General features: G+C 37.3%; 19 protein-coding genes. 1 reads left to right on the plus strand and 18 read right to left on the minus strand.

The features are described from left to right. Positions 1–29: 29 nt before the first annotated feature. The 3 genes from STRINF_RS09120 to serC all read right to left on the minus strand — a co-directional run bounded on the left by STRINF_RS09120 (position 30) and on the right by serC (position 2,857). Positions 30–386 carry an arsenate reductase family protein gene (locus tag STRINF_RS09120; protein WP_006532838.1) on the minus strand — a complete coding sequence of 119 codons (357 nt, stop codon included), beginning with the start codon at positions 384–386 and terminating at the stop codon, positions 30–32. 89 nt (positions 387–475) lie between these two features. After that, positions 476–1,654: a phosphoglycerate dehydrogenase gene (locus STRINF_RS09125; RefSeq protein ID WP_006532839.1), complete on the minus strand. Its 1,179-nt coding sequence runs from the start codon at positions 1,652–1,654 to the stop codon at positions 476–478. 111 nt (positions 1,655–1,765) lie between these two features. After that, positions 1,766–2,857, minus strand: a complete 1,092-nt coding sequence (gene serC / locus STRINF_RS09130; RefSeq protein ID WP_006532840.1) for a 3-phosphoserine/phosphohydroxythreonine transaminase — start codon at positions 2,855–2,857, stop codon at positions 1,766–1,768. 134 nt (positions 2,858–2,991) lie between these two features. Between serC and STRINF_RS09135 the strand changes: the two genes are divergently transcribed. Then, complete coding sequence (locus tag STRINF_RS09135) at positions 2,992–3,621, plus strand: copper homeostasis protein CutC (protein WP_006532841.1); 630 nt, start codon at positions 2,992–2,994, stop codon at positions 3,619–3,621. Between the two features lie 113 nt (positions 3,622–3,734). On the opposite strand, the gene STRINF_RS09140 is transcribed toward STRINF_RS09135, so the two are convergent. The 15 genes from STRINF_RS09140 to STRINF_RS09210 form a co-directional block, all read right to left on the minus strand. Next, positions 3,735–4,076, minus strand: a complete 342-nt coding sequence (locus STRINF_RS09140; protein ID WP_006532842.1) for a P-II family nitrogen regulator — start codon at positions 4,074–4,076, stop codon at positions 3,735–3,737. 80 nt (positions 4,077–4,156) lie between these two features. Further along, entirely contained in the window at positions 4,157–5,392 is a 1,236-nt protein-coding gene (locus STRINF_RS09145; protein WP_006532843.1) for an ammonium transporter, read from the minus strand. A gap of 356 nt (positions 5,393–5,748) precedes the next feature. Then, a complete protein-coding gene (gene rsmI, locus STRINF_RS09150; RefSeq protein WP_006532844.1) occupies positions 5,749–6,615 on the minus strand; it encodes a 16S rRNA (cytidine(1402)-2'-O)-methyltransferase in 867 nt (288 codons plus the stop codon). 9 nt (positions 6,616–6,624) lie between these two features. Further along, the gene (gene yabA / locus STRINF_RS09155; protein WP_006532845.1) at positions 6,625–6,945 is read right to left on the minus strand and encodes a DNA replication initiation control protein YabA; all 321 of its coding nucleotides are present in this window, start codon (positions 6,943–6,945) and stop codon (positions 6,625–6,627) included. Then, entirely contained in the window at positions 6,938–7,738 is an 801-nt protein-coding gene (locus STRINF_RS09160; protein WP_006532846.1) for a PSP1 domain-containing protein, read from the minus strand. The genes yabA and STRINF_RS09160 overlap by 8 nt, the downstream gene beginning before the upstream one ends. Then, positions 7,735–8,610: a DNA polymerase III subunit delta' gene (locus tag STRINF_RS09165; RefSeq protein WP_006532847.1), complete on the minus strand. Its 876-nt coding sequence runs from the start codon at positions 8,608–8,610 to the stop codon at positions 7,735–7,737. Before STRINF_RS09165 ends, STRINF_RS09160 begins: the two co-directional genes overlap by 4 nt. 19 nt (positions 8,611–8,629) lie before the next feature. Then, positions 8,630–9,256: a dTMP kinase gene (tmk, locus tag STRINF_RS09170; protein ID WP_006532848.1), complete on the minus strand. Its 627-nt coding sequence runs from the start codon at positions 9,254–9,256 to the stop codon at positions 8,630–8,632. Between the two features lie 92 nt (positions 9,257–9,348). Continuing rightward, complete coding sequence (locus STRINF_RS09175) at positions 9,349–10,008, minus strand: CBS domain-containing protein (protein ID WP_006532849.1); 660 nt, start codon at positions 10,006–10,008, stop codon at positions 9,349–9,351. A 133-nt stretch (positions 10,009–10,141) separates the two neighbouring features. Further along, complete coding sequence (locus tag STRINF_RS09180; RefSeq protein ID WP_006532850.1) at positions 10,142–10,852, minus strand: ABC transporter ATP-binding protein; 711 nt, start codon at positions 10,850–10,852, stop codon at positions 10,142–10,144. After that, positions 10,852–11,616 carry an ABC transporter ATP-binding protein gene (locus STRINF_RS09185; protein WP_006532851.1) on the minus strand — a complete coding sequence of 255 codons (765 nt, stop codon included), beginning with the start codon at positions 11,614–11,616 and terminating at the stop codon, positions 10,852–10,854. The genes STRINF_RS09180 and STRINF_RS09185 overlap by 1 nt, the downstream gene beginning before the upstream one ends. Then, positions 11,616–12,569: a branched-chain amino acid ABC transporter permease gene (locus STRINF_RS09190; RefSeq protein ID WP_006532852.1), complete on the minus strand. Its 954-nt coding sequence runs from the start codon at positions 12,567–12,569 to the stop codon at positions 11,616–11,618. Before STRINF_RS09190 ends, STRINF_RS09185 begins: the two co-directional genes overlap by 1 nt. 3 nt (positions 12,570–12,572) lie before the next feature. Beyond that, positions 12,573–13,457 carry a branched-chain amino acid ABC transporter permease gene (locus tag STRINF_RS09195; protein ID WP_006532853.1) on the minus strand — a complete coding sequence of 295 codons (885 nt, stop codon included), beginning with the start codon at positions 13,455–13,457 and terminating at the stop codon, positions 12,573–12,575. A 52-nt stretch (positions 13,458–13,509) separates the two neighbouring features. Continuing rightward, positions 13,510–14,691 carry an ABC transporter substrate-binding protein gene (locus STRINF_RS09200; protein ID WP_006532854.1) on the minus strand — a complete coding sequence of 394 codons (1,182 nt, stop codon included), beginning with the start codon at positions 14,689–14,691 and terminating at the stop codon, positions 13,510–13,512. A gap of 111 nt (positions 14,692–14,802) precedes the next feature. Further along, positions 14,803–15,054, minus strand: a complete 252-nt coding sequence (locus tag STRINF_RS09205) for a DUF2129 domain-containing protein (RefSeq protein ID WP_006532855.1) — start codon at positions 15,052–15,054, stop codon at positions 14,803–14,805. Further along, complete coding sequence (locus tag STRINF_RS09210; RefSeq protein ID WP_006532856.1) at positions 15,047–15,487, minus strand: YlbF/YmcA family competence regulator; 441 nt, start codon at positions 15,485–15,487, stop codon at positions 15,047–15,049. The genes STRINF_RS09205 and STRINF_RS09210 overlap by 8 nt, the downstream gene beginning before the upstream one ends. Positions 15,488–15,564 lie beyond the last annotated feature (77 nt).

Here is a 15,564-nt window from a genome sequence, read left to right on the forward strand (position 1 = left end):
CACCTAAGTTTAACACTTAGGTGGTTTGTTTACTCCCCCAACAACTCTTCGTATGATTTACGGTGACCGAGTTGAAGAACTTTTCCATCTTTAACTAAAACAGGACGCTTAATCAACATACCATCAGAAGCAAGTAAATCAGCAGCTTCATCAACTGTTAAGCCATCAACTTTGTCTTTCAAGCCAAGTGCACGATAAGCTTGACCACTAGTGTTGAAAAAGTTTTTGATTGTAAAAGAAGAATTTTCCATCCATGATTTAATTTGATCAGCCTTTGGCGTATCAAGTGTGATATCAATTGCTTCAAAATCAGCCCCTAATTCTTTCAATTCTGCCTTAGCACGACGGCATGTGCTACATTTTGGGTATTCGTAAAAAGTAAACATCTTCTGCTCCTTTATTAACTAGAAATCATTTTTCTCATTATATCAAATAAAGACAAAAAGAGCCGAGATTTAATCTCAGGTCATCTTTATTATTTCTTAGCAATCAAACGAACACGAATGATATTGTCGCTTGCTTCAAAGTTGGCTACTAAATGATCAACTTTAGCTTTGTCTGTTTCATCAAGATCAAGCAAAGTATAAGCATAATCACCTTTTGATCGGTTGATGATGTTATCGATATTAATACCTAATTCAGAGACAGCTGTTGAAATTTTAGCCACGATATTTGGTACATTTTTGTTTATCAATGTAATACGATATGGCGCTGTCAAAGCTTGGTGAACATTAGGGAAGTTAACTGAGTTTGTAATTTCACCGGTTTCCATAAATTGACGGATCGTCTTACCAGCCATGATAGCACAATTAAGTTCAGCTTCAGCTGTTGAACCACCCACGTGAGGGAAGACAGTGATTTTATCTTTGTTAAGCAATTCTTCAGTTCCGAAGTCTGTAATGTAACGTTTGACAACACCTGCTTCGATAGCTTCAAAAAGCGCTGCATTATCAACCAACTCACCACGCGCAAAGTTGATAACAACAGTTCCTTTTTGCATCAGACCAAATGCTTCGCTATTAAATGTATGGCGTGTTTCATCTGTCAATGGCACGTGAACAGTAATGTAATCACAATTTGCAAAAATTTCTTTGACATCATCTACACGTTTGACATGGTGAGAGATATTCCAAGCTATTTCAATAGAAACATATGGGTCGTAACCCAAAACATTCATCCCTAGACGTTGGGCGTAGTTGGCAATGCGTCCACCAATAGCACCAAGTCCGATGACGCCAAGCGTTTTACCAGAAATTTCATTCCCTGCAAATTGTTTTTTGCCAGCTTCGACTTGTTTTGGAACGTCATCACCTGAAAGAGTATTGACCCAAGCGTTAGCTGCGATGTAATCACGTGCTGACATCAAAATTGATGCAAGCACCGCTTCTTTAACTGCATTAGCATTGGCACCCGGAGTGTTGAATACTACAATCCCTGCTGCTGTTGCATCGGCAATCGGAATATTATTTGTACCCGCACCAGCGCGGGCAATTGCTTTTAGATTTTCTGGAAATTCAATGCCGTGAAGATTTTGACTACGAAGAATAAAAGCATCAGGATTTTCTGCTAAATCCCCATCAACTTGAAAATGATTTCCTAATTCTTTAAGACCAACTTGATTAATATTATTAAATGTTTTAACACTGTATACCATATTTACCCCTTTACACCAAGAGCCTGGGATAAAATCTCAGACTCAAATGGCTTATATCGCTATAAAAGAAAAATCTTGTTTATTCCTAATCAGAAATATTGACAGAAAGCCTTATTTGTTTTCTGCTTCAAATTTTTTCATGAATTCAATCAAATCAAGCACACCTTGACGAGGGAAGGCGTTGTAAAGACTTGCACGCATACCACCAACTGAACGGTGACCTTTAATATTCTTGAAACCAAGTGGTGTTGCTTCTGCAACAAACTTAGTATCAAGTTCTTTACTTGGTGTCACGAATGGAATATTCGCTACTGAACGTTCTGCTGGATTCTTAACAGGATTTGTGTAGAAATCTGATTGGTCGATGAAGTCATACAAAAGACCTGATTTTTCACGGTTAGCAGCCTCCATCTTGTCAACACCACCGAAAGCTTTCACCCATTCAAAGACAAGTTTTGCAATGTAGATGCTGTATGCAGGTGGTGTATTATAAAGTGAACCCGCTTCAGATTGGATACGATAATCAAGCATTGCAGAAAGTGTTGGCTCATCATTCAAGAAATCTTCACGAACAATAACAACAGTCACACCAGCAGGACCAATATTTTTTTGAGCGCCCGCATAAATCAGTGCAAAATCTTCAACATTATAGCGAACCGCTAAAATATTAGAAGACATATCTGCCACAATTGGTACACCATTAGTATCTGGAAGGTCATAAATAGAAGTTCCTTCAATAGTGTTATTTGTTGTGATGTGAACGTACGCAGCTTCAGGGTCAATATCTTTTGGATCAAATGTAGGAATATGATCATATACAGTATCTTCTGACGAGGCTAGGAGCAAGGGTTCAAAAGGAACGGATTTGGACAATTTAACAGCTTCAGCATAAGCTTTTTTACCCCATGATCCACCAACTAGATAATATGCCTTACGTCCCTTAGCTAGGTTCAAAGGAAGCATAGTGAATTGTGTAGATGCTCCGCCTTGAAGGAACATTACTTTGTAATTATCAGGAATTGCCATCAATTCACGCAATAATTTTTCAGCTTCTTTAATGATATTATCAAACTCTTTGGAACGGTGGGACATTTCTAAAACACTCATGCCGCTACCTTGGTAGTCAAGCATTTCACGCTGTGCTTGTTCAAGCACTGGTTTTGGTAACACTGCAGGACCTGCAGAGAAATTGTAAATTGTCATAAAAATACCTCCGTATAATGGTATAAATTATATCACAATTTTCTGAATTTTGTAAAGATTTTTACGGATTTTTATCCAAAATATTTATGAATAACCATGTTATAATAGTAAATAACAAACATTAAGGAGAAAAAATGATTATCAAAGAATTTTGTGCTGAAAACACAACTTTGCTCAGCCAACTTGACTCATCTGTTAAACGCGTCGAACTTTGTGACAATTTAGCCGTTGGTGGAACAACTCCTTCATACGGTGTCATCAAAGAAGCTGCGCGCTATCTTCACGAAAAAGAAATCTCACTCGCTACAATGATTCGTCCACGTGGTGGTAACTTTGTTTATAACGATAGCGAACTTCGAATCATGGAAGATGATATTCTTCGTGCAGCAGAATTAGAAAGTGACAACCTAGTTCTTGGGCTTTTAACTGAAGATAACCACATCGATGTTGAAGGGATTGAACAACTTCTTCCATCAACTCAAGGCTTGCCACTAGTCTTTCATATGGCATTTGACCAAATTCCTCTTGCTGATCAAAAAGAAGCTATTGACCAACTTGTCGACCTTGGTTTTATACGTATCCTAACTCATGGTTCTTCAGAAAATAATGATATTTTTGAAAATGTTGACCATCTTAAAGAATTAGTTGATTACGCCGACGGACGCATTGAAATTATGATTGGCGGCGGTGTTACAGCTGATAATTATCAAGAACTAATTGAAAGAACTGGTGCCCAAGCAGCACATGGCACTAAAATTTGCTAATAATGATTTAACACCTTGAAGAACAAGGTGTTTTTTTACACCAAAAAATCCGAATTCTATTGAACTCGGATTTTCCATCACATTTATGTTAACTTTGGAGATATCTTTGTCACCTAAACGGCGTCTCCTCCACGTTCACCTGTACGAATACGGATGACTTCTTCGATGGGAAGGATGAAGATTTTCCCATCTCCGACTTCTCCAGTGTGAACAGCTTTGCAGATAATATCTACAATTTCGTCAACCGCTGCATCATGAGTAACGATTTCAACTTTGACTTTTGCAAGCAATGTTGGAACAATTTTTTGACCACGAACATATTCTGCAAGACCTCGTTGGTTACCATACCCTAAAACTTGGTTGATGGTCATCCCTTTTGTAAAACCAGCCTTTGATAAGGCATCTTTCAGATCTTCCAAGCGATCTGGACGAATAATGGTCTCGATTTTTTTCATAATGTACACCCTTTCTAAACGTCTCTATTGTAACTTAGTTTAACTCAGTTTTTTATTTTCGACAAGCCAAACGTTGCTGCTTATGAATCCAATCCCATGAAAGTTGGGTAAGCTGTTTCTTCATGTTCGCTGTCATCAAGACCAATAGCTTCGGCACGTTCTTCAACTCGAATACTTGTAAAGATTGAGATAATCTTAACAATGATGAATGTAGCAACTGCTGACCAAACGATTGTGAAAATAATAGCTGCGATTGTTACTAGGAAAAGATGTGCATTTCCGTAAATCAAACCTATATTGTGTTTATTAAGAGCAAGTTCTGGTGTTGTGAAGAGTCCTGTTACCAATCCACCAAAGATACCACCGATACCATGACAACCAAAAGCATCAAGTGCGTCGTCGTAACCAAATTTGCTCTTAAGAACTGAAATAGCGAAATAACAAATTGGGCTTACACAAAGACCAATTAAAAGTGAACTCCATGTTGATACAAAACCTGCGCCAGGTGTGATAGCGACGAGTCCTGCAACCAAACCAGTTGAAGCACCTACAAGTGAGAATTTACCAGTCAAAACTTTTTCAACAAGCAACCAAGAAAGCATTGCTGCTGCCGCTGAAATATGAGTTGTTACAAAGGCATGAACTGCAAGTCCATCAGCTGCTAAAGCTGAACCTGCGTTAAATCCAAACCAACCGAACCAGAGAAGTCCTGCACCAAGGAAAACAAACGGAACATTATGAGGACGATATTCTAAACGATCATAATCACGACGTTTTCCAAGAAGAATAGCTAGAACTAAACCAGATACCCCTGAAGTGATGTGGACAACGTCACCACCAGCAAAGTCGAGTGTACCCCATTGAGCCAAAAGTCCTTCGTCCCAAACCATATGAGCAAATGGGAAGTAGACTACCAAAAGCCATAGAACAACGAAAATAACTAGTGGTGTAAATCTCATACGTCCTGCTGCTGCCCCTGTTAAAATGGCAACTGTGATGATTGGGAACATCATTTGGAAAGCAGCAAACAAAGCATCCGGAATTGCTAGACCTCGTGTACTAGCTGAATCACTAACACCATTGAAAAATAGATGAGAGAAGTTACCAATAAGACTTCCGCTTCCACCAAATGAAAGGGAGTAGCCAAAAATCATCCACATTACAGAACCAACCGCAATAGGAATCGCACACATCATCATGGTGTTGATGACATTTTTACGTCTTCCTAAACCACCGTAGAAGAAGGCTAAGCCAGGTGTCATTAAGAAGACTAGGCCAGCACAGATAATCATAAAAGCAATACTTCCTGCATCCATATCAAAAACTCCTTTTATTTTCTAAGGTTTTAATTTTTAAAACCAAACTCAAAATCTCTAACATCGCGTTAGATTTTTATGTTAGATAATATAACACTATTTTTTGGACAAGTAAAGAGTTTTTGGATAAATTTTCTGAATTTTTTAATTTTATAACATGTGATGTCAGAGAAATATGCTAGTCTAAATCGCTAAAAAAAGCCTTATTTTAAAAGTTTTTATCAACATTTTCAGAAAACATACGATGTTAGCTTTCGCTCATTTTTTATTATAACCATTAATGTTATATTTTCTAACATCTGCTTGTGAACAAACTAAAAATCAGACAAAATGCCTGATTTTTTCAATGAATCATATCAAATACCATGATAAGCATTATAAACTTCTTGACGATTTAAGCCATACGTTTTGGCAACCTTCTTAATGGCTTGATTTGGTTTTTCACCAGCCTCAACTAGGCTAGACACAAGCTCTGCTGGGTTTAAGTCTTCTGCAGCAGCTTCAGTTAAAACAGCTTGATCCTGAGCAGAAACAATTAACAAACACTCACCTTTTAAGGGATTCTCAGCAATATACTCCAAGAGTTCTGAAATAGAACCACGTTGATATTCTTCGTAAAGTTTTGTCAATTCACGAACCAAAACAACTTGTCTGTCACCATAGACAGCTAACATGTTCTCTAAGGTATCTGACACGCGATAAGGTGATTCATAAAAGATTTGTGTTTCAGGATAGGCTTTTTTACTCTCAAAAAAGTCTTTTTGTTGTCCTGATTTTCGTGGTAAGAACCCATAAAAGATATGTGGCTGTGGTGCAAGTCCACTAGCAATTAACGCCGTAATCCCTGCTGAAGCCCCAGGAAGAGCCACAACAGTAATATCTTCAGCAATGGCTGCTTTTACCAAATCATGTCCTGGATCTGAAATTGATGGCATTCCAGCATCTGATACCTGAGCCAAATTTTTTCCAGACTTCAAAAGTTCTAGCAACTCTGGAATTTTTTCATAAGCATTATGCTCATGAAAGCTAATTTGTTTAACAGTAATATCAAAATGCTTCAATAGAAGACCTGTATTTCGAGTATCTTCAGCACAGATAAAATCTACTGCTTTCAACGTTTCTACTGCACGAAATGTCATATCTTGCAGATTACCAATCGGTGTTGGCACAAGATACAAGGTTCCATAGTCAGTCTGCCCCTTGAAACTTTTTTGTACTTTCATAACAGACGATTACTCCCTATCTAAGACTTCCATACAGAACATGCATTCTTCATCATTTTCACGACGTTGTCCGTAATAGTCATTACAGATATGGAAACCATCGTGATAAATACTTTCAATATATTTTTTACCTTGTTTAGAAGATTTTATAGGTGTTTCTTGTTCAAGTTGAGAAAGACGTGTACGTAGTTTATCGTTCTCAAGTCGAAGAGCTGTATTTTCTTCTAGCAAAGATTGTACTTGTTTTTTCATGGCTTCAATTTCAGCCAAGGTAATCATTAAATTTTGTGAAAAACCATCAAAGGCATCAAATAATTCTTTTTTATCCACGTACTTTGACCTCCTCTAAAGCATAAGTTAAAAGAGTGTGTCGTTTAGGTAATCTTACCTTAACTGTGTCAGAAAAGACATCGATTCCCACAACTACTCCTAATCCATCAACCGTTTCAATTTCTGCTCCCAAATCAGGGAATTTCTCCTTAGAGGTTTTATAAAACTCATCTTCAAAGCTCAAACAGCACATTAAACGACCGCAGATACCTGCTGTTTTACCCGTGCTAAGTGACATGCCTTGATTTTTGACCATTTTGATTGATACTGGTGGAAACTCTCCCAGAAAGCTAGCACAGCAAAGGGCACGGCCACAAGGCCCCACACCACCGTACACTTTAGCTTCTTCACGACTATTAATCTGACGAAGTTCAATACGTGTTTTAAAGTGAGCAGCCAAATCACGTAAAAGCTGACGAAAGTCCACACGATCTTCTGCACAAAATGTAATTAAGACATAACTTCTTTCTAAAGGAAAGACAATATCAATCACTTTCATTTTAAGTTGATTGGCTTTGGTTAACTCATTCACCTTATCAAAAGAATTCATGGCTAATTCTAGATTTTCTTGATAAGCTTGAAAATCTTTTTCGTTAGCCGGACGAAGCACCTTATCCATCTCAGCAGGCAATTTGACGTCATCCATTTCTTCATTGGCTGTAACTGCCTGAGCTAATCGACAGCCTTTTTTATTTTTGATAACGAGATAGTCACCAACTTGATAATTTTGATTTGGCAAAACATAGACAACCTTGCCTGTTTCTTCGTACTTTACACTCAATACTTCTGTCATGAGATCACCATATATTCTAGCACATTTTGAAAGCTAACATTACTTCTCCACATTTGCTGTGCCTTATAACTTTTCTCTAAATAAGTTAGACTCTCTTTTTGATTAAACTGCTTTGCTAAGAACAAAGGGAGCAGTTGAAAAACTAGTTCTTGCTCAGACTTTTCAGGTGCCGCCTGAACCAAACGACCTGTTTCCAGATAAGCTGTCGCCTTATCTTTAAATAGTATTGAGATAAAGCGTTCACAGGTCTGAAGGAGCTCTAAAACCTTCTTATCAGCCATCAACTCATCTAAGTGAGCTGGTGTTTTAGCTAACTCTGCTAAGATATCGGCCTGAGTTTTTAGAATGCCAGCTTTTTCAGCTTGTTCAACTAAAAGCTTCTTATTTTTTGGAAAACGAAAAACTTGTGTTCGGCTCTTAATAGTTGGAAGGACCTTGCTTTCATCGCTAGTAAGCAAAATCATGTAAGATGAGCTTTGTGGTTCTTCGATGAATTTCAAAAGGCTGTTAGCAGCATTGATATGCATCTTTTCACAATCTTGAATGATGAAAACCTGTGATTTTCCTTCAAATCCTGAACGTGAAAAATCACGCATCATTTCACGAATGGTATCTGTTTTAATGATTTGTCCTGTTGGCTTGACGATTTTTACATCTGAAAAATCATTATCCTCAATCAATTGACATTCACGACATTTTCCACAAGGTCTTCCTTCTTGCAAGTTCTCACAAAAACGACTTTTAGCAAGATAGAGCGCAAAATCAAAACTGGCAAAATCCCCTGAAAAAAGATAGGCGTGGTTCATCCTATCTGATTTTAAAATCTGATTAAAGTCTTTAAAAAGTTGGGGTTGCAAGCACTCTAAATCCATTTTAATTCCTTTACTCTTTTTAGCCTAATTTCTCAAGAATCACGTGTGTTGCTTCTGCAACAACTTGTTCCAATTCACGTGAGGCATCAATCGTCACAATACGTTCTTCTGTCTGAGCTAAGTCTAAATATCCTTGTCTAACACGCTTGTGCATGTCCAATTTTTCCAAATCAAGACGATTCACTTCTCGGTCAGCATTTTTAGCAATTCGGGCTAAGCCAATTTCTGATTCAACATCAAAATAAAGCGTCAAATCAGGCTTTCTACCATCTGTTGAGAAGTCATTTAACTTAGCAATAATTTCTTTATCAAGACCACGTCCTGCGCCTTGATAAGCTACCGAACTATCAATAAAACGATCAATCAAGACCACCTTACCAGCCTCTAAAGCTGGCAACACTTTTTCTACATAGTGTTGACGTCTTGCTGCCATATAAAGTAACAACTCTGTCTTACTGTCCATCGCAACGTGCTTAACATCCAAAATAACATCGCGAATGCGTTCTGCAATTTCAACACCACCTGGTTCACGTGTGGTCACAATATCGTAGCCCTTTTCTTGCAAAACTGGAAGAACTTTTTCAAGAACTGTTGTTTTTCCAGCACCGTCTGGACCTTCAAATGTAATGATTATACCGTTTTTCATGAAAATTCCTTAATACTATTTTCTTTACTTCTATTTTATCAAAAATCATACAAAAAAGCACTGCAAATCTTAGCAATGCTTCTATAATTCCTTTAATCAATGACTTTAGCTGAGGTTAACTCAATTGCATCAACTTGAATACCTTGATTGATTAATTTTTCACGCAAATCGGTAACATCTGCTTTGCCGTCAATTTGAATTTCAATAACTACTTTACCTGATTTACGTGTTGCAACTACTGTACGTTTGATGTTAAGGTTATCTGCTGAAATAGTGTCAACAATTTTCGCTAACGTTCCAACTGTATCTTCAGCAGTAATGATAACACGAATCCCTTCTTCACCATATCCTGATACTTCTAGGAAAGCTTTAAAAACATCTTTTTCTGTAATCACGCCATAAACTTGTCCGGATTCAACAACTGGCAAAATTCCGACATGATTTTTCATCATCGCGTAGACAGCATCCTCAAGACTAGCATAAGGTGATACTGTAATAACATCTCGAATCATAATGTCACGAATTTTTGTTTTATTTAACAAATAATTCATTTCATAAATTGACAAAGAAGTCGCTTTTGATGGACTAGCTTCCGCCATTGTTCGTTCAGTAACAATGCCGACTAATCGATCATTTTCAATAACTGGCAAGCGGCGCAATCCTTGTTCTCGCATCATATCCGCTGTATGAGCGACCGTTGTATCTGGTGATACGTAGACAACTTTTCTCGTCATAAAATCTTTAACTGCCATAATTAATCTCCGCTTATTTTTCTTATATTTATTATATCACAAACTGCAAACGATTCCTAAAAAGCTAAACAGTCATAAAAAGGAGTAGACATATTTGCCTACCCTTCCTCAAAAAAACTGATAAAAGTCTATCTTATCCACCAAGATAAGCTTTTCGAACTTCTTCAGATTCTAATAATTCTTTACCTGTTCCGGAAAGAACAACTTTACCTGTTTCTAACACGTAACCACGATCAGCAATCGCCAACGCTTTATTAGCGTTTTGTTCAATTAGCAAGACTGTTGTTCCTTGTTTTTGAATATCTTGAATAATATCAAAAATTTCTTGGATAAAGATTGGTGCAAGTCCCATTGATGGTTCATCGAGCAAGAGCAATTTAGGTTGACTCATCAAAGCACGTCCCATTGCAAGCATTTGTTGTTCACCACCTGAAAGTGTGGCAGCATCTTGCATTTTACGTTCTTCAAGACGTGGGAAGCGATCAAAGACTTTCTTCAAGTTCTTTTGATTTTTTTCACGATCGTTGCGCAAGAAAGCTCCCAATTCAAGATTTTCAAGAACAGTCAATCCAGGAAAGACGTGACGTCCTTCAGGAACTTGTGACAAACCATTAGTAACAATTCGACGGGCAGGTTCTTTTTGAATTTCTTGACCAAGAAATTCAATTTTACCAGCACTTGGTCGAACCAATCCTGAAATTGTACGAAGAATTGAAGTTTTACCAGCACCATTGGCACCAATAAGAGTCACAACTTCCCCTTCATTAACTTCAAAAGAAACATCTTTTACAGCTTGGATAACGCCGTAGTGTACTGATAAATTATCAACTTTTAACATTGCCATTATCCTTCACCTCCAAGATAAGCTTCGATTACGCGTTGATTATTTTTAATTTCATCAGGAGTACCATGAGCGATTAGGCGTCCATATTCAAGAACATAAATGCGCTCAGTAACTTCCATAACAAGGCTCATATCATGTTCAATCAGCATGATAGTGATATTAAATTCTTCTTTAATTTTACGGATTAGTTGTGTCAATTCTGCTGTTTCTTGTGGGTTCATACCAGCAGCAGGTTCATCCAAAAAGAGAATTTTAGGTTCTGTAGCAAGGGCACGAACAATTTCCAAACGACGTTGTTGTCCGTATGGAAGGTTTTTAGCCAAAGTTTCTGCATCACCATCAAGGTCAAAAATAGCAAGTAGTTTCATTGCTTTTTGGTGCAATTTTTCTTCGCTACTGTAAAATTTTGGTAAACGAAGGAAACTTGCCAAAAGATGTGGATTATTTTGATTAGCCATACCGACAAGAACATTTTCCAAAACTGTCATATCTTTAAAGAGACGGATATTTTGGAAAGTACGTGATAAGCCAAGTGATGCAATTTTATAGGGTTTCTTACTGTTCAATAATATTCCATCTAGAGAAACTGAACCTTCGCTTGGTTCGTAAACACCTGTCAAAAGGTTGAAAAGCGTTGTTTTACCAGCACCGTTTGGTCCGATAAGCCCAACTAACTCACCTTTATCAAGGTGCATTGTCACATCACCAACAGCTGTCAAACCACCGAAATTTTTAGTTAGATTTTTAACATCAAGCAATGCCATTAGTGATTACCTCCTTTGCCTTTATTAAAGAATCGAGACAAGGTAAATTCTTTTGTCCCTAAAAGTCCACCTGGACGGAAAATCATGACTAAAATCAAAGCAAGTGAGTAGATAATCATACGAAGGTTTGAAACGTTTTGCAAGAACATGTTCAAAATACCTAAGACAATAGCCGCAAGGATAGTACCTGTAATTGATCCAAGGCCACCAAGAACAGCAATGATCAAATAATCAATTGATTTCATAATCGTAAAATCTTTTGGAACGACTGTTCCGATATAACCAACGTAAAGAGACCCTGCAATAGCAGAAATAATTGCCCCCATAACGAAAATCATAACTTTCATTTTCGTTACGTTAACTCCCATAGCTTCTGCAGCAATTTCATCTTCACGCACAGCAATTACCTGACGACCAGTTGATGAACGCAAAAAGTTCAAAATCAAAACTGTGATACCAGCCACAAAAATGAAGATAACAGGCCAAGATGTATATGGCAAAATACCTGTCAAACCTGCGGCACCGTTAGTTACTTCACCACCATTGACAATGACGATACGAATAATTTCAGCCATACCAAGTGTTGCAATAGCAAGATAGTCGCCTTTTAAACGAAGAGTCGGTATACCAAAGACAAGAGCTACAAGAACAGCAATCACAACCCCAACAAGCATTGAGAAGTAGAACCCACCATATGTTGGATTTTGTTGTGTAATAATAGCTGTCGCATAAGCACCAATAGCCATGAAACCAGCTTGTCCAAGAGTAAACTGACCTGAGAAACCAAGTACTAAGTTTGTACCAAGTCCCATCAAAATACTAATACCGATACCCATTAAAATTTGGATATAGTAAAGATTTAAAATATTTGTTTTTGCTAATAATTCTAGAATTCCAAAAAGAACTACAATAAGCGCAAGCCAAGAAAGGTTAAGTTTTAGATTCTTTTTCATTTTCTACACCTTCTCTTTCACATTTTTACCGAGAATACCAGCTGGTCTTATCAAAAGAATAATGATTAAGACAGCATAAACAATAGCATCGCGGTAGCTTGAGAGGTTAACTGAAATTGATAATGTCTCTAAAATACCAATAACAAATCCACCAAGCGCAGCACCTGGAATAATACCAATACCACCAAGAACTGCAGCGACAAAGGCTTTGATACCAGGAGTCATCCCCATAAGTGGCTCAATTGAATTGTAGTAAAGTCCAATCAAAACACCAGCGGCACCAGCTAGCGCTGAACCAAGTGCGAAAGTAAAACTGATTGTTGAATTAACATTAATCCCCATCAATTCAGCTGCATCACTATCAACAGAAACGGCACGCATAGCTTTACCCATTTTTGTCTTTTTAACAATTAACTGCAAAGCAACCATCAAGACAAGAGAAACAACCAAAATCAACAATTGAATATTTGTTACCGTAACAGGACCAAGCTTGTAGCTAACAATATCAATTGCTTGCGGGAATGAACGTGTATTGGCACCGACCAAGAAAACCATACCGTATTCAAGGAAGAATGACACACCGATAGCTGTAATCAAGGCAGCAATACGAGTTGAGTGACGCAACGGACGATAAGCTAAGAATTCAATTACCATTCCGATAAAGGCTGTCGCAACCATTGTCACAATAAGCGCAAGCCAGAAATTCATATGAAGCGTACTAATAGCATAGTAGCCGATAAAAGCACCCAACATATAGATATCACCATGCGCAAAATTAATTAATTTAATAATCCCATAAACCATGGTATAACCTAAAGCAAGTAGAGCATAAATACTACCTAGAATAATACCATTAACCAGTTGTTGGGGAAGTTGTTCTAAAAACATAAAATTACCAAACTTTCTAGTCAAATGATCAAAAAACTAACGACAAAAGAGCTTAGTTTTTCTTAATTTCAACAGCATCTGCTGAAACTTCAGCACCATCTTTCATAATAACCATCAAAGCTGTTTTGATTGGATTGTGTTTCTTGTCGATAGTCATCTTACCAGTCACACCATCAAAATCCTTTAATTCAGCAAGGTTATTAGCAATATCAATTGAAGTTTTCGCACCTTCTGCTGCTTTTGCAATCATATAAACTGAATCATAAGAAAGTGCGGCAAACATATTTGGTTCTGAACCGTATTTTGCTTTATAAGCTTTAATAAAATCATTTGCTTTACCTGAAAGGGCTGTTTTTGTTGAATAACCAGATACGTAGTAAACATTATTAGCATTAGCTTTACCAGCCAAATCAGCAAAGCTATCATCATTGAAACCATCAGGTCCAAGAATTGGAACACTGATTCCCATATCACGCGCTTGTTTTGTGATAATACCAGTTTCTGTATAATAACCAGGCATAACAATAGCATCATAATCCAAGTTTTTGATTTTTGTTAAAGCAGATTGGAAGTCTTTATCTCCTGAAGCAAACGTAGCTGTTGTGACAATATCGCCTTGATATTTTTTCTTAAACTCTTCTGCAATCCCTTTAGCATAATCACTTGAATTGTCATAATAAAGGACAACTTTTTTAGCATTCAAATTACTATAAGCATACTGAGCTAAAACCTGACCTTGGAAACTATCTTGGAAAGTTGTACGGAAAACATATTTTTTAACACCATCAACCGTATCAAGCGTTAAGTCATCTTGAGTTCCACTTGGTGTCAACAAAGGAACACCTGTTTTTTGGGCATTCAAACTTGCTGCAGCAACCGCACCTGAAGTCGCTGGGCCAATCATGGCATTTACTTGACTCTGGATAGCTAAGTTAGTTGCAGCTGTTGAAGCTTCTGCATTTTCTGACTTGTTGTCTTTTGTAACAAGCTCAATTTTTTTCCCATCAACTCCGCCAGCTTTATTAATCTCTTGAACAGCAAGTTTAACCCCGTTGTTTTCTGCATTACCATAAGCAGCAACTGTACCAGTCAATTCAAGATTAACCCCGACTTTAATCGTATCACCAATTGTTGTACCAGTAGCATTTGCAGTCACATCTGGAGACTTACTGCAAGCCGCTAAAGCGATTGAGGCTAAAAAAGTTAGCGCTGTTAGCGCAATCTTTTTATGCATAAGACGTTATCTCCTTATTTTATAATAAAAAGTTTATTCAAAGAATACTGATTTTTCTGAAAATTTAAACTATTCTTTGACAACTTCTAAGTTATTCAAGATAGTATTATATCAAAAATGAGCCAAGTTGCCCACAAAATCTTGATCAATATTATCAATTTCTGATAAAGAAACGGCTTTCACAAATTTTAAGGCCGAAATTTCTTCAACAATATCCGCTTCTTCTTCTTTATTAACATATAAAACCTGATAATGTAATTTTCGTGAATGGTAAAGAACATCGCCGTATTTGTTTAATTTTCTAGCATCACGGTTATAGTACAAATAAACGATAATTCCCTGACGTTCCTGCTTTTTAAACATCTCTCTTTCCTCCCTTACTACAATTCTGATGGTGTGATTTATGTGGTGCCAAAGGCAAGCCAGTATCGACAAAAATCGTTGGTGAAATCACTGATGAAATTTCTTGAGTCAACTCTGCTAGAATCGTTTGAACAGCAACTTCATTTTGTCTTAATACGCTAACCGTACGATTCAAATCAAGTTCTCTTTTTTTCTGCAATAGCTGACGACGTATCTCTTTTACTTCTGAACGAAAGGCTGCGTAATCTTTCACTTCCTCATAAGACTGCTTTAAGTCCTGAAATTCCGAAATACTTTCTTGTAAAGCCGTATCAGCTAAAAAAATCTTTTTAATCTCTAGATATACCTGAACAGCGTCTAAAGCTAAAAAAGCTTTCGCAACCTCATCGATTGCCTCATCAATTTCAAATAAGTGTTCATCAATTGCCAACATAAATCGATTATACCACAATTAGCCGCAAATGTATCCCTGATCTGCTTGCACAAAAAAAGGCCAAGATTTTTTATCTC

Source organism: Streptococcus infantarius subsp. infantarius ATCC BAA-102, assembly GCF_000154985.1.
In the GTDB taxonomy this organism is placed as follows: domain Bacteria; phylum Bacillota; class Bacilli; order Lactobacillales; family Streptococcaceae; genus Streptococcus; species Streptococcus infantarius.